We start from the raw sequence: 18,173 nt of genomic DNA, 5'->3' as shown, positions 1-18,173 counted from the left end.
GAACCATGGGTAACCCCACTTACACGCCGTTTCAGGAGACACTCCATAACGGCGGCTTTATCGTCTCGCAGGCCAACGGCCATCAGTCCATCGATCAGGGCACGCTGACCGGCGGCGTCAAGGTTCTGGCTGGCACTGTGCTCGGCACCGTGACGTCGGCTGTCACCGCCGCCGCTGCGGCGCTCGGCGCGAACACCGGCAACGGCACGTTCGGCGCGATCACCCCGCAGGCTGCGCCGGCAACGATGATCGGTGTCTACAACATTCTTTTCACCGCAGCGACGGCCTTTACGGTCACTGCGCCGGACGGCCAGACCGCAACCGGCTCGACCGGCGTCGCATTCAGCGCCCTCGGTGTCGGCTTCACGATCACCGCCGGCGGAACCGCCTTCGTGGCCGGCGACACCTTCACCGTCACGACCACCGCTGCGCCTGGCAACCCGGGCATTACCTCGGCCGCTGGTGCCAACACCGGTAACGGCACGCTGGGCTCGCTGACCGCCGCTGGCTATGCCGCCAAGGTGGGTGTCTACGCTGTCGAGTTCGACGATGCGACCCACTTCATCGTGTCCGATCCGACGGGCGCGGAAGTTGGCCACGGTACGACCGGCGTCGCCTTCAAGGCAGGCGGCCTGTCGTTCACGATCACCGCCGGCGGTACCGCTTTCGTTCCGGGAGATAGCTTCGCTGTGACGGTAGCGGCTGGCTCTGGCAAGTACAAACCTTTCGACCCGGCCAACGTGGACGGTTCGCAGGTTCCCAGCGGCGTTCTGTTTGCCACCAAGGACGTCACGACCGTCGACAAGCCATGCGCCGTGGTCGTCCGTCAGTGCGAAGTGAACTCCTCCGAACTGGTGTGGCCGACTGGCATGAGCGCCGCCGCGATCACGGCCGCGCTGGCGCAGCTGAAGGCCCTCGGCATCCAGCCGCGGTAACGCGCAACTGATCTGACCAGCAAGCCGCCTCCGGGCGGCTTTTTCGTTTCCGCAAATCAATAGGCCGCCAGCAAGGCGGCTTTTCTTTTTCCCCGAAAGGAACAAGCCATGGCTGGCGAAATTATTGACATCTTTAACAGCGACGCATTCAGCGCGCTGACCCTGACGCAGGGCGTGCAACGCAACCCGTACCAACCGGGTGCGCTGGGAACCCTGAACATCTTCGACCCGAACCCGATCCGTACCACCGCAGTGTCGGTCGAAGAGCGCACCGGTACGCTGAAACTCATCGGCTTCAGCGAGCGCGGCACCGAAGGCACGCAGCGTACGACCGAGAAGCGCAAGATGCGCTACTTCGACGTGCCGCGGCTGATGCACGACGACACGATCCACACGTACGAAATCCAGAACATCCGCGAGTTTCCGGAAGGCCCGACCGGCCAGATCGTGACGGTGCCGATGCAGCTCGAGCGCGAAGTCGCCCGCCGCCTGGCTGGCCCGACTGGCTTGCTGGCCAGCGTCGAGTACACGAAGGAATACCTGCGCCTCGCCGCCGTGCAAGGTCTCGTGCTGGATCCGAAGGACGGCTCGGTCCTGTACAACTGGTTCGACGAGTTCCAGATCACGCAGGCCACCGAAACCGGCTTCAACCTGGCCGCCGGCACCGCCAACAGCCTGCGTCCGATCATCAACGGCATCAAGCGCTCGATGGCCCGCAAGGCGCAAGGCGCGTTCACGCAGCAGACGACCATCATGGCGCTGTGCGGCGATCAGTTCTACGACCAGTTCACCAACCATCCGGACGTGATCCGCACGTTCCTGAACTGGGAAGGTGCGAAGGACATTCGCAGCGCTGCATTCGGTGATGCGTTCAGTTCGGTCGATTTCGACAACATCCTTTGGGTGAACTACCGCGGTTCGGACGACAACAGCACCATCAAGATCGCTGACGACAAGGTGAAGTTCTTCCCGGTGAACGCGCCTGGCATCTTCCAGGAGGTCATGGCGCCGGGCGAGTCGGCCGAGTTCATCAACCAGCCGGGAGCGCCGGTGTATGTGCTGCCGATCGTCGATCGCGATCGCCGCATGTGGTGGAAGATGGAAGCGTACGCATACCCGCTCTATCTGTGCACTCGCCCTGAAGTCCTGCTGTCCGGTCGCGCGGGGGCGTAATGCCTATCAGCTGGGACAAGATGGTACTGGGCCCGCTGATGGGGGTCTTCGGCGAGGCGGTGACATACATGCCGGCCGCCGGAGGCTCCTATGCGATCTCTGGCGTGTTTGACGACGCGTACCTCAAGGAAGTGATGTTCGAGGACGCGTCGCAAGGCGTGACGGAAGTGAGCGCGGTGCTCGGCGTCCAGTTGTCCCAGTTCACCGCAACTCCGGTTCAGAACGACCAGCTTTCCGTGGCGAGCGTCAATACGACATACGTCGTGCGCGAGGTTCGCCCGGATAGCCGCGGCGGCGCAAAGCTGATGCTGTCGAGAGTGAGTAGCCCATGACGACATCCGCCGATATTCGTTCGCTGTTTGTGACGGCGCTCAAGGGTGCGACGAATGCAGGGCAGTCAGTCTACTCGCCGTTTGACTGGCCGACATCACCATCGTCATATCCGCTGATTCTCGTCCACACGCGGAAAGAGCGGAAGGTCTCTCTCGGGCCGAATACGCCTCAGTTTGACGTGTACACGACAGTCGAAGTCGTAGCCCGGACAAAGTCTGCGGCGCAGGTCGGAGATGCCGGTTCTGCCGTTGCATTGGCTGCCGCCGAAACCCTGAAGCTCCAGATTGAGACGGCGCTGATCAACAACCCGGCGATCTGGGCGGATCCGGCCGGCGGCCAGCGCATCGAGCAATTCACGTCGGTCGATTCGGAGATCAACACGAACTCCGAGGGCGATATGCCAATGGCAGAACTGGCTATGTCGATCGAGGTGAAGTTCTACCAGGGTCCGGAGTTGTTCTTCCCGATCCCGACCAACCCGCTGCAAACCGTGGACATCTACGTCGATACGGCTCAACCGTTCGATCCGAATGGCACGTATTCCAACCCGCCGTTCCCGTCTGCTGTGAAACCCGCACCACGCACCTCCGGGCCTGATGGCCGCAATGAGGGCGCTTTGACTATCACATTGCCCCAGTAGGAGCACCACTCATGAAGGTCTACCCGAGTCCCGGGCTCTCCGTGCGAGACCCGGTCACGAAGCAATTGCTCGACGAGAACGGTCTGGAGGTCGCTGACGGCGACCTGCATTGGGACCGCTTGCTGAGAGACAAGGACGTGACGCTGACGCCGCCGGCGAAAGCATCGAAACCCGCCATCGGGGGTGACAAAGCATGACTATCGGCTTCAAGCAGATTCCGTCGAATCTCCGCGTCCCGTTGTTCTATGCGGAAGTCGACGCCTCGCGGGCGAACACCGCGAACAGCAACCAGCGCGCGCTGATCATCGGCAACATTCTGTCGACCGGTGTTGCGGTCGCGAATACGCCGATCATCTCGCAGGGCGTGGCAGACGCGAAGACCCAGGGCGGCCAAGGTTCGATCCTCGCCCAGATGGTCGACACGTACCGCAAGAACGACACGTTTGGCGAACTGTGGCTGCTGCCGCTCTCCGACGACGCGTCGGCGGTCGCGGCCACCGGCACGATCACGTACACCGCAGCCAACACTGCGGTGGGTGTCCACTCGCTGTATATCGGCGGCATGCTCGTTTCGGTGACGCTGGCCACGGGTCAGACGGTCACGCAGATTGCGACGGCTGTCGCTGCGGCGATCAATGCGATCGGCGATCTTCCCGTCACTGCAACGTCGTCGGTCGGCGCTGTGACGATCACGGCCAAGAACAAGGGCCTCACCGGCAACGACATCGACATCCGCGTGAACTATCGCGGCGTGCCGGGTGGCGAAGTGACGCCGACGGGCCTGACGTTCACGATCGTCGGGATGGCGAGCGGCGCAGTGAATCCGAGCCTGACGACCGGCCTCGCGAACCTGCAGAGCATGCCGTTCGACTTCATCTGCATGCCGTACACGGACACGACCAGCCTGAACGCGCTGCAGTCGTTCCTGAACGACACGACCGGCCGCTGGAGCTGGAGCACTCAGGTCTACGGTCACTGCTTCCTCGCGTATCGCGGTACGAGCGCGTCGCAAACGACGCTTGGCCTGACTCGCAACGACCAGCACGCGTCGATCATGGGCTTCTACGACAGCCCAACCCCGAACTGGAGCTGGGCGGCAGCATTCTGCGCGGCTGCGGCATCGAGCGCTCGTGTGGATCCTGGCTTGCCGCTGCAGACGGTGGTGCTTCAGGGTGTGCTGGCGCCCCCGCTGGCCTCGCAGTTCTCCCTGTCGCAGCGCAATACCAACCTCTACGACGGCATCTCGACGTTCACGGTCGGCACTGATGGCACGGTGCGCATCGAGAACGCGATCACGACGTACCAGCTCAACGCGTTCGGCCAGCCGGATAACAGCTATCTCGAGGTCGAGACGATGTTCCTGCTGACGTACGTGCTGCGCTTCATGGCGACGCTGGTCACGACGAAGTACGCGCGCGTCAAGCTGGCGGCCGACGGCACCAGGTTTGCGCCGGGCTCGAGCATCGTCACGCCGAGCATGATCCGGGCCGACATCATCGCCGCGTATCAGACGCTGGAGTACAACGGCTTCGTGCAGAACAGCCAGGCATTCGCGGCAGGGGTCATTGTTCAGCAGAACTCGAGCAATCCGAACCGCGTCGACGTTCTCTGGCCGGGCACATTGATTAACCAGCTGCGCATCTTCGCGCTGCTCGCCCAGTTCCGCCTGAACTGATACCGCATCTAGGCCGCCTCCAGGCGGCTTCTCTATTTGGAGGGCCAGATGGCCGATACCACCAACCGTCTTGCCGGGATTGCGTTCATCTCGGTCGATGGCCAGAGCTACATGCTTCAGGCCGATCTCACGTATCGCGTCTCGACGATCGAGCGTGAGTCGCTGATCGGTCAAGACGCCGTCCACGGCTACAGCGAAAAGCCGTCGACGGGCATGATTTCCGCGACGCTGCGTGATGCGAAGAATCTGAGCGTTGCTTCGCTCAACTCGATGACCAACTCCACGGTCGTCCTGCAGCTTGCGAACGGCAAGACCATCATCGGCCGCAACATGTGGACCGTCGACGTTCAGGAAGTCAAGACTGCCGAAGCGACGCTCGATGTGAAGTGGGAAGGCCCGAGCGTTACGGAGGCTTGATATGCAACCCGAAGAAAAAGTCCTGAAACTCCGCAAGCCCGTCAAGCTCGGCTCTGGCGAAGATGCCATCACCTATGAGTCGCTGAACCTGCGCGAGCCGACGGCCGGCGAGCTCGACAAGGCAATGTCCGCTTCGACCAACATCGGCATCGGCATCATGCTGATCCATCTGGTTGCCGGTGTGCCGAAGCTGGCCGTCGAGAAGCTCAGCCAACGCGATTTCACGGAGGCGAACGAGTATCTCGGGGGTTTTACCGACGATGGCCCGACGGATGCGGAAGCGTAGTCGCCGATGTCACGCACTTCTTCCGCTGGGGGCCAGAGGATGCGTGGCGGCTGAGCCTGTCTCGCCTGCAATGGTGGGTTGAGCAGGCGATGCGAATCAAACAGCAAACGGAGCAGTAAATGGCGGCAGCATCGACGTTCCAGGTCACGATTTCTGCGGTCGACAAGGCTACCGCCTCGATTCGCAAGATCAAGGCGTCGATTGCCAACGTCACCAAGCCGGCTACCGATCTCAAGGCGTCGTTTTCTGCCTTGAGCAAGGAGGCCGGTCTTGACCGCGTCGCCAAAGGCATCAAGTCCATTGGCGGAGCGGCGCAGGATGCTGCGCGCCATGTCGCCTCCATGGTTCCGGCCTTTGCCGCCATCGCTGGCATCGGGACCGTGGCCGGCATTGCCGCGCTCGCGACCGAGTTTGGCAAGGCCGGCGCGGAGATCGGGCGCACGTCTGGCGTGATTGGGGTATCGGCTAGCGAGCTCCAGGCGTTCCGAGGTGCCGCAAAGCTTGCAGGCCTGTCGTCCGAAGACATGACCGGCAGCCTCAAGACTCTTGGGCGAACCATCGAGGATGCCACCTTTGGGCGAAACCAGGACGCCCTGGTGATGATGCAGAAGTTTGGCATCACGCTGCACAAGACCAAAGACGGCGCCGTTGACGCGACCCGGGCGCTCAAGGAGGTGGCTAACGCCATCGTCGCGCAAAAGGGCAATGTCCAGGCGCAGTCCCTCATAGCCGGCACGTTCGGCGTGGAATCGCTGCTCCCTTTGCTTCAGAAGGGGGAGAAGGGCATTGACGAGTTCGTCGCCAAGGCTCGCGCGATGGGTCTGGTCCTGAGCGACAAGCAGTTGGCGAAGGGCGAGCAGTTCAACGCCAATATGCTCAAGCTGGAGGCGTCCGCCACAAAGCTGAAATATGCCTTTGGCGATGCCATGGCGCCGGCTGTGGAACGAGTTATCAACGCGGTCGGCAGGCTGGTGGAAAAGTACGGCGATGTCGCAGCGACAAAGATAGCCGAGTACGTGGAGAAGTTTGCTACCTGGCTAGATCACGTCGATTGGGAAAAGACTGCGGATTCGTTGGGAAAGTTTGTGGATTCCATCGGCGGCGTGAAGGGCATCGCCATTGCCATTGCGGCAATTTCGTTTGCCGGGCCGATCGCTGGCGTCCTCAGCCTAATCTCGAATCTGACCCTGCTGGCGACCGTAGCGGCGCCGGCGGCAATTCGGGCTTTGGCAGGCCTTGGGACTGCAGCTGCCGGCGCGAGCGCTGGCGCGGCGGGTGCTGGGGCGGCGGGTGCGGCGGGCGCGGGAGCAGCTGGCGCGGCGGCAGGCGGTGGCCTACTGGGGACGCTGGGGAGATTTCTGGTCAACCCGTTCACGGTTGGCGCATTCCTTGGCCTACGCTCCGGAGATCTGAATTCCGGAGAGGATGAGGAGCTCGCCCGCCGACGTGGGTCTGCATCAGGGCAGGCGTCGGCTAGCGATGCAGTGGGATTCTTCCAGAGCAAAGGGTGGACCAAGGAACAAGCGGCCGGAATCGTTGCCAACTTGCGGCAAGAGAGCCAGATGAATCCGGGGGCAGTGGGCGACAATGGGAAGGCCTATGGAGTCGCGCAATGGCATCCGGACCGCCAGGCCAATTTTGCCAAGTGGGCCGGAAAGGACATACGGAAATCGAGCTTGGACGAGCAACTGGCTTTCGTTGACCACGAACTCAGGAAGGGTACCGAGCAAAGCGCCGGACGCGCGCTGGCCAGCGCCAAGACGGCGCAGGAGGCCGGCAACATCGTTTCCCGCCTATATGAGCGACCGGCGAATTCTGATACCGAGGCTGCGCGCAGAGCCCAGGGTGCTGGGTCGATTGTGGCTGCGAATCAGCCGGGCGCGACTGGAGATGCCGGCAAGGTGCACGTCGAGATTCAATTGACGGGCGCTCCCGCCGGCACGAAGGCGTCGGTGCGATCGACTGGAAACGCGAGCGCCTCAGTCCGGATTGGAAACGCTAACGTAACAGGGCCGTCCGTATGAGCTTTTCAGCAAAAATCGGCGATGCCGTCGGCAGCATTGGCGGAGTCGCAAAGGCGGCCAGTGATCTCGCGAAGCTGTTCGGCGGCGGAAGCGACTACTGGAAGCGACTGCGCCAGGCAAGCTACAACGGCGTGCCGTTTGCGGTCTTGAGCGAAAGTGGTAGCTTCGGGCGACGCTCTGTTGTCCATGAATACCCTAACAAGGAGACTCGGCCGTGGGTCGAGGACTTGGGGAAGCAGACTGGCGTTTTTCGCCTGACCGGCTTCCTTGTTGAAAACAGCCTTGTATACGGCGGCGGCTCGGTCTTCGACCAGCGCGAACGGCTTAATAGGGAGATCGTTGGCTTCGCGAATGGCAAGACGAGCGCCCCTGGCCTTGGCACGCTAATCCACCCAAATTGGGGGGCAGTTAAGGTCAACTGCATGGAGGCGGAGTTCGGCACCAGCTGGGATCGCGGCAGGGTGGTTGAGGTCCGGTTCGTGTTCGTCCTGGGCGGGGATCGCCTCTACCCGCAGGCGCAAAAGCCGACCGCTAGCGCTGTCGCGAGCGCGGCATCAGCGGTCAATGCGGCGTCGCTACTGAGCTTCGTCAAACGCATCGCAAGTGCGGTCGTCGCCGGCGCCCAGGTCATCCAATCGGCTGTTTCGACGGTCATCGGGTGGTATCAGGCGGTCACGACGCTGATTCACGACGTCAAGCGGTTCTGGAACTCCATTTCGACGTTGGCGGGAAACTTTGGGCGCCTCTTCGGCGGTGGAAATACCGGTTATGCGGGGGCCAACAAGAAGGCCGCCAGTACCGCAACGGTTTCCAGTCTGATCTCGGCCGACACAGTGAACCGTGCGGCAGTGGCAACGGCCGGAAGCGCGCTTACTGCGGCGGCGGCCAACGTAGGAACCGACCAGGCGACGTTCGCCGGTGCCGCTCAGGGTGTTGTTACCGCTCTGGCTGCATCCGCAGCTTCCCCGGCTGACGCAATCCGGTTGCTGTCTAGCCTGATGATGTACAGCCCGACGGCCGTTGTTGGGGCGTCGCAAGTCGCGCTAGCCCAGACGACGATGCAGAACTGCTGTGCCGATCTGTTCCGGCGCGCGACGGTTGCCCAGATTGCCGTGTCCGCGTCAGTCTATCAGCCGACCTCGGCAGACGATGCCTCGTCGACGCGCGACAGCATCACGGCGCTTCTCGATAACGAGATCACGATTGCCGCGAATCAGGGCGAGGACGGCGTATATACGGCACTCCGGACCCTGCGTCAGTCTGTTGTCGCCGACCTTGATGCGCGCGGCTCTGGCCTGGCAGCAATAGCGGTATTTAGCTTTGGCAACACGCTGCCGGCGCTCACCCTCGCTAACCGGCTGTATCGCGACGCGACCCGAAGTGATGAACTTGTGGCGCAAGCGGCGCCTATCCATCCTGCATTCGTTCCGACCAGCTTCAAAGCACTCTCGAGCTAAGCGATGGTTGATGATGAAATCCTGCTCTCGATAGGCAACTACATGCTGTCGGGGTGGACGAGTTTGCGCTGCACAAGAGGCATCGAGCGGTTTCCAAGCGATTTCGAGCTTGGCATGACCGAACTGTTCCCAGGGCAGGCAAACGATGTGGTCGTGCAGCCAGGTGATGAATGTCTGTTGGCGATTGGTGGTGACCCGGTTGTGGTCGGATACGTAGACCGGGTTGTGCCGAGTATCAGCGCGAATATGCATGAAATCCGCGTCGCGGGGCGAGGCAAATGCCAGGATTTGCTCGATTGCGCGGCGGAGTGGCCAAACGGTCAAATCAGCAACTGCACGGCGCTGGATATAGCTTCCAAGTTGGCCGTGCCGTACAACATCACGGTCGACTGCGATGTGACAGGCCTGCCAATCATCCCGCAGCAGAACATCATGCTCGGCGAGACGGCGTACGAGATCATCGAACGGTCTGCGCGGTTCAATGCGCTGCTTGTTTACGAGGATCGCTATGGGCATCTCAGGCTCGCCCGCGCAACGCAGACCGATGTAATGGCGAGCGGCGTACAGGAAGGCATCAACATGGAGAGCGCTTCCGTCGAGCGGTCGATGGATCAGCGCTACTCCGAGATCGTGGCCGTGATGATCGGCACGAACAACCTTCTTGACCTGAATGCGGTCAATGCGCCGGCCTTCACGGCAACAGACCCGAATGTCACCCGGCACCGCCGGCGCATCATCATCTCGGAAGCGGGCGAACTTGGATGGGAAATCGGCAAGCAGCGAGCGGTGTGGGAAGTCGCTCGGCGTCTCGGCCGCTCGGAGGTTGTCCGCCTGTTCGTCGATAACTGGCGAGACGTCGAGGGCAACCTCTGGGAGCCCAATAAGCTGATTGATGTGCTTATTCCATCTCTGAAAGTTGCAGGGGACCAGGGCGGTACGGTGCCGAAGCGCTACCTCATCAGTGAGGTGACATATCACCTCGGGCTAGAAGGCACGCACGCCGAGTTGACGCTGATGGCTCCCGAGGCATTCATGCCACAGCCGGTCCTTATTCAGCGGCAATTCGCCGACGTCATCGGAACAGTCCCGCAGCAATGAACGATCAGCATGGAATTCTTGAGCGCGCCGCGCGCCGCGTGCTGCTCTCGCTCGCCCGCGCGCTGGTGACGACCGTCAATGATTCTGGCGGCGTCCAGATGATGCAGGTCAAACTGAACGCCTTGGAGACGCGCGACAACACGCCGCGCATGTCCGAGTTCGGGCTTTCGTCGAATCCACCGGTTGGGTCGGACGCCATTGTCGTGTTCCTTGGTGGAGACCGGTCCAATGGAGTCGTGCTCGGCACGGTGCATCAGCCGTCCAGGCCGAAGAACCTCGCGCCTGGCGAAACGATGCTCTACAGCCAGGACGGCAAACAGATCTACCTGACTGCTTCGGGCGGCATCGTGGTCGATGCGAAGAATCAGGCGGTGACGGTCAATAACGCCACGACGGTGACGATCAAGGCCGCAACGAAAGTGCGCATGGAAACACCGCGCTTTGAGTGCACGGGCGACGTCGTAGACAACTGCGATACGGGCGGCCGCAGTATGGCCTCCGAACGGGTCATCTTCAACGGCCACAACCACGATGTGCATAACGTCCAGGGCGGCGGTAGCACGATTACCTCCAACGCACCGAACCAAACCGAATGACCGATACGACGACAGTTTGGGACGTGGCGAACGCCCGCGGCGATTGGCAGATGTCCGGTGCGTTGCTCGCGACCGGCAACGACCTTTCGACAGCAGTTCTGATCTCCCTCTTTACCGATCGCATCGCTGAACCGGATGACGTGATTCCAGACGGATCAAACGATCCCCGTGGCTGGTGGGGCGACGAATTCAGCGCGGTCAAGATCGGCTCTCGGTTATGGCTGCTGACCCGAGCGAAGCAGACGCAAGAGACGCTGCAGCGGGCCTATGACTACATCGTCGAGGCGCTGCAATGGATGATCGATGACGGTGTCGTGGCGAAGTTCGACGTCCTGGTTGAGTGGACGGCGGCAGGCGAACTCGGCGCGCAGGTCGTCGCATACAAACAGGACGGCTCGACGGTGGCGAACGCCTACACGTGGGCATGGCAAGGACTTAACTGATGCCGTATTCCAGACCACTGCTGACCGATTTGCAAACGCAAGTCGCGTCCGACATCGCCTCCAGCGTGCCGGGCTCGGATCCGCTGCTGCGTGTTGCGAACCTGAGAATCACCGGCAACGTCCAGGCTGGGCTTGCGCACCTCCATTACGGCTATCTCGATTGGATCGCAAAGCAGGCCGTGCCTTGGACGTCAACCGACGAGTATCTGGCGGGATGGGGAGCGTTGAAGGGCACCTATCTGAAGGCTGCCACTCCTGCCATTGGCTCGGTCACGTTTCCTGGCTCGTCCGGGACCATTCTGGCCGGCACGACTGTCGTCCGTGGCGACGGCTTTACGTACACGACCAACGCAGACGCGACCATTTCAGGATCGTCGGTCACTGTCGCGGTGACCGCAACGGCGCCCGGGGCGGCCGGAAATTGTGCCTCTGGCACGGTCATGACGCTTGGCACTGCGATCGCCGGTATTCAATCCGGTGGCACTGCATCGGCTGCCTTCACTGGCGGCGCTGACGTCGAGACGCAGACCGCGTTCAGTGGCCGCGTGATGTCCGCATTCCAAGCCTCGCCGCAAGGTGGTGCGCAATCGGACTATAAGACTTGGGCACTTCAGGTCGCCGGTGTGACGCGCGCATGGGTGGCACCGAACGGATTCGGCACCGGAACCGTGGTCGTCTATTTCATGATGGACGTGTCGGAAGCGGCGCACCAAGGCTTTCCGCAAGGAACAAACGGCGTTTCGCAGTACGACCAAGGCCCCGGAGGCGTGCCACGCGGCACAGTGGCGACTGGCGATCAACTCACGGTCGCTAACTACATCATCAATCTGCAACCCGTAACGGCGCTGGTCTACGCATGCGCGCCGATTCAAAACTCGGTCAACTTCACGCTCACCGGCACAAGCTCTTGGAGCACGTCGACGCGGAATGCTGTGTCCGCAGCTATTTCCGGCGTGTTCCTCGCCAATGGAGTTCCTGGCGGCACGATCAATCTGTCCGACATCGAATCGGCGATCGGCGCGGTACCCGGTACGGCGGGATTCGTCATTACGTCTCCAGCCGGCAACATCACGAACACCGCAGGCCAGCTTCCCGTATTGGGCACTGTGACGTTCAACCCGTGAGGTGAGTAATGCTAGCGCCCAATCTCACCTCTGCTGACTACCTGCGCGCGTTCCAGGCATTGATGCCGCGCGGTCGGGTATGGCCGCGCGACCCTGATGCGGTTCAGACGCAGGTCTTTACCGGCCTGACACAGATTTACGCCCGGAACACCGCTCGAGCGAACTACCTGCTCGTGGACGCCTTCCCGGCGACGACATATGAGCTTCTCCCCGAATGGGAATCGACGCTCGGGCTCCCAGATCCGTGCGCCGGAGAGTCGCCAACGGTCCAACAAAGACGGGCGCAAGTCGTCGCGCGCCTGGCGAATAGCGGCGGCCAGTCTGCGGCGTATTACATTGGTTTCGCGGCGAAGCTTGGCTATGGAATCACGGTCACGAACTTCGCACCGTTCCACTGTGGGCAAAGCACGGCCGGCCAGCAACTCGGAAACACGGACTGGTTTTTCGCCTGGTCGGTCAACGCGCCACTCAACACCGTAGTCCGCTTCGCGGCGGGCCAATCCACCGCCGGCGAGCCGCTCGGCAGCTGGAACAACAACGTCCTCGAATGTGAATTGAACGCCGTGAAGCCCGCGCACACGGTCTTGCAGTTCCGCTACTCGTAAGGAAATCCATGTATCAAATCGATAACTCGACTGCGGCAGTGTCGCAGCCGGCGGCAACTGCTGCCGGCACGGCAGGCTTTTTCACCGACGGCAATCCCGCGACATCCACGCCGGCGACGATCGTACCGGCTGAATGGCTCAATGCCGTGATGATGGAGCTGTCCAACGTCGTCACTGGTGCCGGACTGACTCTCAGCAAGCCGACGTACACCCAGGTGCTATCGGCAATCAAGCGGCTCGGCCAGAACACCATAATCCTCGCCGACACTGGCGCGGCGAACGCCTACACAGCGACCAATGCGACGCCTCTGGTCGCGGGTACGTGGGGTGATGGTGTTGTGCAGGCGATCAAGATCGCCCACGCGAACACCGGACCATCGACCTACGCCCCGGACGGCCTCACGGCGATCCCGATCTACGGACTCGGCCTGCAACCGCTGCAAGGCGGCGAGCTGGCGCTGAACGGGACCGCAGTGCTGATGCATGCGACCATTGCTGGCGTGAACAGCGGCAACCCGATCGCCGTGCTCATGGAGTGTGCAGGAGGAGCGCAGCAGATCGCCCCCGCCACGCAGAGCGGGCATGCAGTGCAGATGGCTCAGGTGCTCGGCTTGGGCCAGACGACGCAAAGCCTGACCGGGTCTCGCGCGATTGGCACTACCTATACGAACAGCACTGGCAAGCCGATATTCATCGATATACAAATTCAATTACCCACGGCAGCCGGATTCAACCTGCAGAAAGGTGGCGCCACTGTTTTGGGGGCTGGAAACAACGGAAGCTCATCAGCTAATTATTCTGCCTCGACAATTGTGCTCGCCGGGCAAACCTACGGCGTGACGGCGACTGCAGGCTCAAGCATCAACGGCTGGTACGAAACGCGCGCATAAGGACACGATCATGAAATACTTCCGAGACACCGACACGGGAGCCGTTTTTGCCTTCGAGGACAACGTGGTCGCCGAACACGTCGACGGCGCTTGGGTCTTCTCCGCTGACGGCGAACCGCTGCCGGGCCCATACCCAGGGACACTTACCCAGACCGACGACCCCACGTCGCCAGTCGTGGCGCCGACGCCAGAACAGCTCACCATCACCCGCGATGCGTTGCTCGCCGCAGCCGCACTGCGCATCGCTCCCTTGCAGGATGCGGTCGACCTGGAGATCGCGTCGGCCGCCGACGTCGCGAAGCTGAAAGCTTGGAAAGAGTATCGGGTCGCAGTCAGCCGGACTAATCTCACGGACGGGGCCCTCTCCTGGCCTGTAAAGCCGGAGTAGCTCCATCCGACAGCCCTGGTAGGGCTGCCAAGTATGCGAAAATCGTGTCACAACACAGATCGCTGCTTTGCAGTCCGCTTAATGATCACAAACCTACAGGTACTACGGGCGCTGGCCGCGCTGGCCGTGGCTTTCTATCACACGAGGTTCCAAGTTGGTGGTGTCGGCACGGACTTCTTCGGCGTCTGTGTGTTCTTCGTCATCAGCGGATTCATCATGACGCATATCTCGCGCAGCAGCGTGGATCTGTTCATGACGAAGCGCTTAGTGCGCATTGTGCCTCTCTACTGGATAGTGACGATCTTCTTCTTGTTGTGGAATAACCTCGGCTTTGCCAACCCGCTTTATACCTTTCCGCTTTTCTCGAATTGGATCGCTAACGATCCGCACCAGTTGCTGGTTTGGTTTGGTGCGAACAATGGCCTAGGCGACGCGACATTGCAGTCGAATCTCCTGAAGGATTTGCTTTTCCTGCCTTACAAGAATCACGCTGGTGATATGCATCCGATTCTTGGTGTGGGCTGGACTTTGAACTTGGAGATGTTCTTCTACGTGCTGTTCGCCGCAGCACTGCACCTTAGCCAGCGCTGGGCGCCGCTGTTTGTTGTGCTGGCGCTGATGGCGATGAAGCTGACTGCAATCGTGTTCGATGACGGCTTTGGAATTCTGTCGTTTTACTCGCATCCATACACGTTCTGCTTCGTGCTGGGGATTGGCGTCTTCTACGTCTGGCGTTTCATTGCCGCCGCCGCCGTCACATGGAACCGGAGGCTCATGACGGCTATTGCTGTGGCATTTGCGGCTTGGTACGGTGCGTTCTGCTTCCAGTTGTTCACGTTCGACGCGCCCGGCAGCGTGCTGCACTTGACCATCGCCTTCTTGGCTTGCGGGATGGTTGTTGCACTAGCGCTGGCCATGCATTCTGCGGGGGTGCGGTGCAATTCGCGGTGGCTTGTTCTCGTAGGCAACGCGTCGTATGCGCTATATCTTACGCATCCCATTGTGGTTGAGACTATTGGTAACCTTGGGCAGAGGTGGGGATGGCTTGATATTAGCCGGAGCGCGCCCGGTATGGTCCTGACTTTGGCGGTATCTGTGGTAGTTGCCATTGCTGTCTATGCTTTCGTGGAACAGCCACTGCTTTCGGTGTTGCGTAGGAAGCTAGAAGGGAGCGGCGGCGCTAAATCACGCGCCACCGCTTAGGCCGGTCAATTGCCGACGGGACAGGGAATATCACTGAGCGGCCCTGTATGGGTCGCCATCCCGATGGTCGCGTGACCCGTTGGGTTGTACACATCGGTAACCCACATACGCGATTGCCTATCCGGTAAGTTGGCGCCGTCGATCAGGAATGGATCGCCAGTCTGGTCATTGCCGGGCAGCATGTCGACAACCAGGCTGCCATGGTTGTCGAACGTCACAGTTCCCGTTCCGGCATCGCAGGCGTGATAGACGGGCGTGAAGAGATGGCCGGCTACGCTTGCAAGAAAGTACGTGTTGTAGCGGCCGTTCTGCATTTGAACCCATCCGCCACCGTAGACGCCCGTACCGATCTGCAAGCCTTTGAGCGGGCCGGAATCCTTGATGCACGGGCCGAGCGGTGAATCGCAGGTAGCAGAGAACGTTTCCCACACATTTTCTGGTGTCATGCTGTCGTAGAAGAACTTCCACTTCGTGCCGTTGAATACCATCCACGAATTGGCGAGGTTCGTATCGACGGTGCCCGGTGTCATGAACGGAATAGGGGGCGCCAGGTTGTTGATGCCGTCTTCAGAATGGGTGACATAGATGGTGCCCGGCGTGTTGCCGACGCTATTGGAAAAATAGACGTACACCTCGGCGTCGTGCTTTACGACGAAGTTGCGGCAGGCGATGGTCTGACCCATCTTGCCCTGGCCGAGAATCGGGTTCGCCGGGTTCTTTACCCAAGTGATGCCGTCCGTCGATGTAGCTGTCCCGGTGGAGCATTTCTCCCAGCCGCCCGAATACCACATTGTGTAGAGGCCGGTCGAGGCGTCGTACAGAACAGACGGTTCTGCGACGAAGCCCTGTGCGCTGCCGGGGCTGAATTCCCAAGTTTGTGAGGGCGTAAGGACTTGCGCCGGATGGCGAGTCCACGTTTCGGCGTCCTGAACTGGAGCTGCCGGCGCGCTGGGGGCTGCTGGGGCTGGCTGGGTGGGCGCGGCTTGTTGCGACACAGTTGACGGCGCGCTATCACCGCCTCCGCCACCGCATGCAGCGAGCGTGCATGAAGCGATGGCCGCTATGGCTCCTGCTCGCCACCGGGCGCCAGGTCGATAGACGCCCCGGCACGGCGCATGCGATCCAGCACGCGTTTGATCGTTGTGTCGTCCAGTTCCAGCCTGGCCATAGCGAAGAACAGAATGTGCGGGCTGATCTCGCGCGGCGTCTCGCCGCCCGTGTACTTGCGCCATTGACGGCCGCCCTGCACACCGAACAGGTCGGCCATTGCCGCACTGCTCAGCTTCAGTTCCTGCTTCAGTCGCTCCAGATCCTGCGGCTTCGGAGGGGTGTATTTCATGTGGGATTTGACGGCGAAACGCCGCCCAGAATGAGCGCTTCATATTGACCTCTCGGCTGTAGTGGGTCGCGCGAATGCGCAACCGCTAGGAATGATGGTAGGCCCAACGGGCCTATCAGTCAAGTTTCTTTATCGCCCGCTTCAGCGGGCTTTTTCATTTCCGCCATAGAGCGGGCAAACACCGGGGTCTCAACATGTCCGAACCATTCACTGCCGGCAGTGCTGCGGGAGTAGCCGGCTGGAAACTTCTGGGCGGCGCGGCAGGCGCTGGTGCAATCGGTGCGGGCTTAGCTTCCATCGTCGTCATGAGCATCACACCTCCGCGTAGCCCCCGCGAGTGGGCAGTTGGATTGACCAGCACGGTTGTCGGCTCGATAGCCGGCGGCTCGGCGGTCATTATGCGATTCGGCCTGCAGTCGTGGGCGCACGACCCCTTTGGCCTAGTAGCCATGCTGGGGCTTGTGTTTGCCTGCGGGCTCCCAGCCTGGGCCATCGTCAGATGGGTCTTCAATTTCATCGAGAAGCGTAAGGACGCGAGCCTCGATGACGTGGTTGCCGACGTGCGCAAGGGGCTTGGCCAATGATCACGGCAGCCATCCTACGGGCGATCATGCCAGGCGCCGGAAGGCGGGCGGACACGTTCCTGTTGCCGCTGACGGACGCCATGACGCGCTTCGACATCGAAACGCCGACGCGCGCGGCGGCGTTCCTCGCGCAAGTCGCGCACGAGTCGGGCCAGTTGGTCAACACGCGCGAGATCTGGGGCCCGACGCAGACCCAGCGCCGGTACGAGGGTAGGGCGGACCTCGGCAACACCCAGCCGGGCGACGGATTCCGATTCCTTGGCCGCGGCTTGATCCAGATAACCGGCCGGAAGAACTACCTTCTTTGCGGCCGCGGCCTTGGCCTCGACCTAGTCACGATGCCAGAGCTGCTCGAGCAACCGATGGCCGCCGCGGCGTCCGCTGGCTGGTACTGGCAGACGAACAACCTGAACCGCTTCGCCGACTCTGGCGATTTCAAGGCGCTGAGCATCGCCATCAACGGGCGGAACAAGGCCACCGGCCTGCCGAACGGGTGGGATGACCGGCTGAAGTACTGGGCGCGCGCGAAGGTCGCGTTGGGAGTGAAGGCATGAGCAAAGCGAAGATTGTCCGCGATACCGAAGGGCGGTTCTACGGCATCAAGTGGATTTGCCCAGGTTGCGACGCGGGCACGCGTGGATCTGGAGTTCACATCCTTCCGGTGAATTGGCTACCGCCCGGCGAAACGGAAAAATCGCCGCACGTAGCAGGCAAGCCGCATTGGAGCTTCAACGGCGATCTCGATCGCCCGGTATTCGGGCCGAGCGTACTGAGCAACTGGGATCAATGGCAGGGCGACGGCGTGCCGGCCAAGAAACACATCTGCCATTCGTTCGTCGGATGCAATGGCGCGGCGCCGGGCCAGATCATCTTCCTCGGTGACTGCACGCACGCGCTAGCAGGCCAGACCGTGGATCTTCCCGACCTCGACTGACCTCCCTCATCCCCATCTAAGCCCCGCCG

Annotated in this window: 23 protein-coding genes; 21 read left to right on the top strand and 2 right to left on the bottom strand. The window is 61.5% G+C overall.

All coding sequences use genetic code 11. The features are described 5' to 3' along the window. Positions 1-5: 5 nt before the first annotated feature. The 18 genes from RM96_RS36335 (at position 6) to RM96_RS17735 (ending at position 15,287) form a co-directional block, all read left to right on the top strand. A complete protein-coding gene (locus tag RM96_RS36335) occupies positions 6-935 on the top strand; it encodes a head decoration protein (protein WP_052279564.1) in 930 nt (309 codons plus the stop codon). 108 nt (positions 936-1,043) lie between these two features. After that, the gene (locus RM96_RS17815; RefSeq protein ID WP_039012457.1) at positions 1,044-2,108 is read left to right on the top strand and encodes a major capsid protein; all 1,065 of its coding nucleotides are present in this window, start codon (positions 1,044-1,046) and stop codon (positions 2,106-2,108) included. Next, a complete protein-coding gene (locus RM96_RS17810; RefSeq protein ID WP_039012456.1) occupies positions 2,108-2,440 on the top strand; it encodes a head-tail joining protein in 333 nt (110 codons plus the stop codon). Before RM96_RS17815 ends, RM96_RS17810 begins: the two co-directional genes overlap by 1 nt. Then, entirely contained in the window at positions 2,437-3,081 is a 645-nt protein-coding gene (locus tag RM96_RS17805; RefSeq protein ID WP_039012455.1) for a hypothetical protein, read from the top strand. Before RM96_RS17810 ends, RM96_RS17805 begins: the two co-directional genes overlap by 4 nt. 11 nt (positions 3,082-3,092) lie before the next feature. Next, positions 3,093-3,278, top strand: coding sequence for a DUF2635 domain-containing protein (locus RM96_RS17800; protein WP_039012454.1), 186 nt, complete (start codon positions 3,093-3,095; stop codon positions 3,276-3,278). After that, positions 3,275-4,756: a phage tail sheath subtilisin-like domain-containing protein gene (locus RM96_RS17795; RefSeq protein ID WP_039012452.1), complete on the top strand. Its 1,482-nt coding sequence runs from the start codon at positions 3,275-3,277 to the stop codon at positions 4,754-4,756. Before RM96_RS17800 ends, RM96_RS17795 begins: the two co-directional genes overlap by 4 nt. 48 nt (positions 4,757-4,804) lie before the next feature. After that, positions 4,805-5,173 (top strand): phage tail tube protein, encoded by a 369-nt coding sequence (locus tag RM96_RS17790; protein WP_039012451.1) that lies wholly within the window; start codon positions 4,805-4,807, stop codon positions 5,171-5,173. A 1-nt stretch (position 5,174) separates the two neighbouring features. Then, positions 5,175-5,459: a phage tail assembly protein gene (locus RM96_RS17785; RefSeq protein ID WP_039012450.1), complete on the top strand. Its 285-nt coding sequence runs from the start codon at positions 5,175-5,177 to the stop codon at positions 5,457-5,459. Positions 5,460-5,578: 119 nt separating this feature from the next. Beyond that, positions 5,579-7,483: a phage tail tape measure protein gene (locus RM96_RS17780; protein WP_039012449.1), complete on the top strand. Its 1,905-nt coding sequence runs from the start codon at positions 5,579-5,581 to the stop codon at positions 7,481-7,483. After that, positions 7,480-8,940 carry a DNA circularization protein gene (locus RM96_RS17775; RefSeq protein WP_039012447.1) on the top strand — a complete coding sequence of 487 codons (1,461 nt, stop codon included), beginning with the start codon at positions 7,480-7,482 and terminating at the stop codon, positions 8,938-8,940. Before RM96_RS17780 ends, RM96_RS17775 begins: the two co-directional genes overlap by 4 nt. A 3-nt stretch (positions 8,941-8,943) precedes the next feature. Beyond that, positions 8,944-10,038, top strand: a complete 1,095-nt coding sequence (locus RM96_RS17770; protein ID WP_039012446.1) for a phage baseplate assembly protein — start codon at positions 8,944-8,946, stop codon at positions 10,036-10,038. After that, on the top strand, positions 10,035-10,634 hold the full coding sequence (locus RM96_RS17765; RefSeq protein ID WP_039012444.1) for a phage baseplate assembly protein V: 600 nt from the start codon (positions 10,035-10,037) through the stop codon (positions 10,632-10,634). The genes RM96_RS17770 and RM96_RS17765 overlap by 4 nt, the downstream gene beginning before the upstream one ends. Further along, a complete protein-coding gene (locus tag RM96_RS17760; RefSeq protein ID WP_039012443.1) occupies positions 10,631-11,077 on the top strand; it encodes a phage GP46 family protein in 447 nt (148 codons plus the stop codon). Before RM96_RS17765 ends, RM96_RS17760 begins: the two co-directional genes overlap by 4 nt. Beyond that, positions 11,077-12,201 (top strand): baseplate J/gp47 family protein, encoded by a 1,125-nt coding sequence (locus RM96_RS17755; RefSeq protein ID WP_039012441.1) that lies wholly within the window; start codon positions 11,077-11,079, stop codon positions 12,199-12,201. The genes RM96_RS17760 and RM96_RS17755 overlap by 1 nt, the downstream gene beginning before the upstream one ends. A gap of 8 nt (positions 12,202-12,209) precedes the next feature. Beyond that, positions 12,210-12,806, top strand: coding sequence for a YmfQ family protein (locus RM96_RS17750; RefSeq protein WP_039012440.1), 597 nt, complete (start codon positions 12,210-12,212; stop codon positions 12,804-12,806). Positions 12,807-12,814: 8 nt separating this feature from the next. After that, entirely contained in the window at positions 12,815-13,696 is an 882-nt protein-coding gene (locus tag RM96_RS17745; protein WP_052279563.1) for a hypothetical protein, read from the top strand. Between the two features lie 10 nt (positions 13,697-13,706). Next, a complete protein-coding gene (locus tag RM96_RS36330) occupies positions 13,707-14,084 on the top strand; it encodes a tail fiber assembly protein (protein ID WP_052279562.1) in 378 nt (125 codons plus the stop codon). 81 nt (positions 14,085-14,165) lie between these two features. Next, positions 14,166-15,287 carry an acyltransferase family protein gene (locus tag RM96_RS17735; protein ID WP_039012438.1) on the top strand — a complete coding sequence of 374 codons (1,122 nt, stop codon included), beginning with the start codon at positions 14,166-14,168 and terminating at the stop codon, positions 15,285-15,287. A gap of 5 nt (positions 15,288-15,292) precedes the next feature. On the opposite strand, the gene RM96_RS17730 is transcribed toward RM96_RS17735, so the two are convergent. Together RM96_RS17730 and RM96_RS17725 are read right to left on the bottom strand one after the other, a co-directional pair. Then, positions 15,293-16,282, bottom strand: coding sequence for a hypothetical protein (locus RM96_RS17730; protein ID WP_152624139.1), 990 nt, complete (start codon positions 16,280-16,282; stop codon positions 15,293-15,295). 65 nt (positions 16,283-16,347) lie between these two features. After that, on the bottom strand, positions 16,348-16,626 hold the full coding sequence (locus RM96_RS17725; protein ID WP_039012436.1) for a hypothetical protein: 279 nt from the start codon (positions 16,624-16,626) through the stop codon (positions 16,348-16,350). Between the two features lie 194 nt (positions 16,627-16,820). On the opposite strand from RM96_RS17725, the gene RM96_RS17720 reads away from it, so the two are divergent. From RM96_RS17720 to RM96_RS17710, 3 genes are read left to right on the top strand one after another with little or no spacing between them, the layout of a single operon-like run. Further along, entirely contained in the window at positions 16,821-17,210 is a 390-nt protein-coding gene (locus RM96_RS17720) for a hypothetical protein (protein WP_039012435.1), read from the top strand. Beyond that, a complete protein-coding gene (locus RM96_RS17715; protein ID WP_039012434.1) occupies positions 17,207-17,764 on the top strand; it encodes a glycoside hydrolase family 19 protein in 558 nt (185 codons plus the stop codon). The genes RM96_RS17720 and RM96_RS17715 overlap by 4 nt, the downstream gene beginning before the upstream one ends. Further along, positions 17,761-18,144, top strand: coding sequence for a hypothetical protein (locus RM96_RS17710; RefSeq protein ID WP_039012433.1), 384 nt, complete (start codon positions 17,761-17,763; stop codon positions 18,142-18,144). Before RM96_RS17715 ends, RM96_RS17710 begins: the two co-directional genes overlap by 4 nt. Positions 18,145-18,173 lie beyond the last annotated feature (29 nt).

It is taken from the genome of Cupriavidus sp. IDO, from assembly GCF_000812465.1.
Lineage (GTDB): Bacteria > Pseudomonadota > Gammaproteobacteria > Burkholderiales > Burkholderiaceae > Cupriavidus.
Note: the sequence above shows the minus strand (reverse complement) of the source record. Positions and strands in the feature narration are given on the sequence as shown.

Bases quoted from the DNA above. Each gene is read 5' to 3' on its own strand.
- RM96_RS36335 (WP_052279564.1), top strand. From the start codon at position 6: ATGGGTAACCCCACTTACACGCCGTTTCAGGAGACACTCCATAACGGC.
- RM96_RS17815 (WP_039012457.1), top strand. From the start codon at position 1,044: ATGGCTGGCGAAATTATTGACATCTTTAACAGCGACGCATTCAGCGCG.
- RM96_RS17810 (WP_039012456.1), top strand. From the start codon at position 2,108: ATGCCTATCAGCTGGGACAAGATGGTACTGGGCCCGCTGATGGGGGTC.
- RM96_RS17805 (WP_039012455.1), top strand. From the start codon at position 2,437: ATGACGACATCCGCCGATATTCGTTCGCTGTTTGTGACGGCGCTCAAG.
- RM96_RS17800 (WP_039012454.1), top strand. From the start codon at position 3,093: ATGAAGGTCTACCCGAGTCCCGGGCTCTCCGTGCGAGACCCGGTCACG.
- RM96_RS17795 (WP_039012452.1), top strand. From the start codon at position 3,275: ATGACTATCGGCTTCAAGCAGATTCCGTCGAATCTCCGCGTCCCGTTG.
- RM96_RS17790 (WP_039012451.1), top strand. From the start codon at position 4,805: ATGGCCGATACCACCAACCGTCTTGCCGGGATTGCGTTCATCTCGGTC.
- RM96_RS17785 (WP_039012450.1), top strand. From the start codon at position 5,175: ATGCAACCCGAAGAAAAAGTCCTGAAACTCCGCAAGCCCGTCAAGCTC.
- RM96_RS17780 (WP_039012449.1), top strand. From the start codon at position 5,579: ATGGCGGCAGCATCGACGTTCCAGGTCACGATTTCTGCGGTCGACAAG.
- RM96_RS17775 (WP_039012447.1), top strand. From the start codon at position 7,480: ATGAGCTTTTCAGCAAAAATCGGCGATGCCGTCGGCAGCATTGGCGGA.
- RM96_RS17770 (WP_039012446.1), top strand. From the start codon at position 8,944: ATGGTTGATGATGAAATCCTGCTCTCGATAGGCAACTACATGCTGTCG.
- RM96_RS17765 (WP_039012444.1), top strand. From the start codon at position 10,035: ATGAACGATCAGCATGGAATTCTTGAGCGCGCCGCGCGCCGCGTGCTG.
- RM96_RS17760 (WP_039012443.1), top strand. From the start codon at position 10,631: ATGACCGATACGACGACAGTTTGGGACGTGGCGAACGCCCGCGGCGAT.
- RM96_RS17755 (WP_039012441.1), top strand. From the start codon at position 11,077: ATGCCGTATTCCAGACCACTGCTGACCGATTTGCAAACGCAAGTCGCG.
- RM96_RS17750 (WP_039012440.1), top strand. From the start codon at position 12,210: ATGCTAGCGCCCAATCTCACCTCTGCTGACTACCTGCGCGCGTTCCAG.
- RM96_RS17745 (WP_052279563.1), top strand. From the start codon at position 12,815: ATGTATCAAATCGATAACTCGACTGCGGCAGTGTCGCAGCCGGCGGCA.
- RM96_RS36330 (WP_052279562.1), top strand. From the start codon at position 13,707: ATGAAATACTTCCGAGACACCGACACGGGAGCCGTTTTTGCCTTCGAG.
- RM96_RS17735 (WP_039012438.1), top strand. From the start codon at position 14,166: ATGATCACAAACCTACAGGTACTACGGGCGCTGGCCGCGCTGGCCGTG.
- RM96_RS17725 (WP_039012436.1), bottom strand. From the start codon at position 16,626: ATGAAATACACCCCTCCGAAGCCGCAGGATCTGGAGCGACTGAAGCAG.
- RM96_RS17720 (WP_039012435.1), top strand. From the start codon at position 16,821: ATGTCCGAACCATTCACTGCCGGCAGTGCTGCGGGAGTAGCCGGCTGG.
- RM96_RS17715 (WP_039012434.1), top strand. From the start codon at position 17,207: ATGATCACGGCAGCCATCCTACGGGCGATCATGCCAGGCGCCGGAAGG.
- RM96_RS17710 (WP_039012433.1), top strand. From the start codon at position 17,761: ATGAGCAAAGCGAAGATTGTCCGCGATACCGAAGGGCGGTTCTACGGC.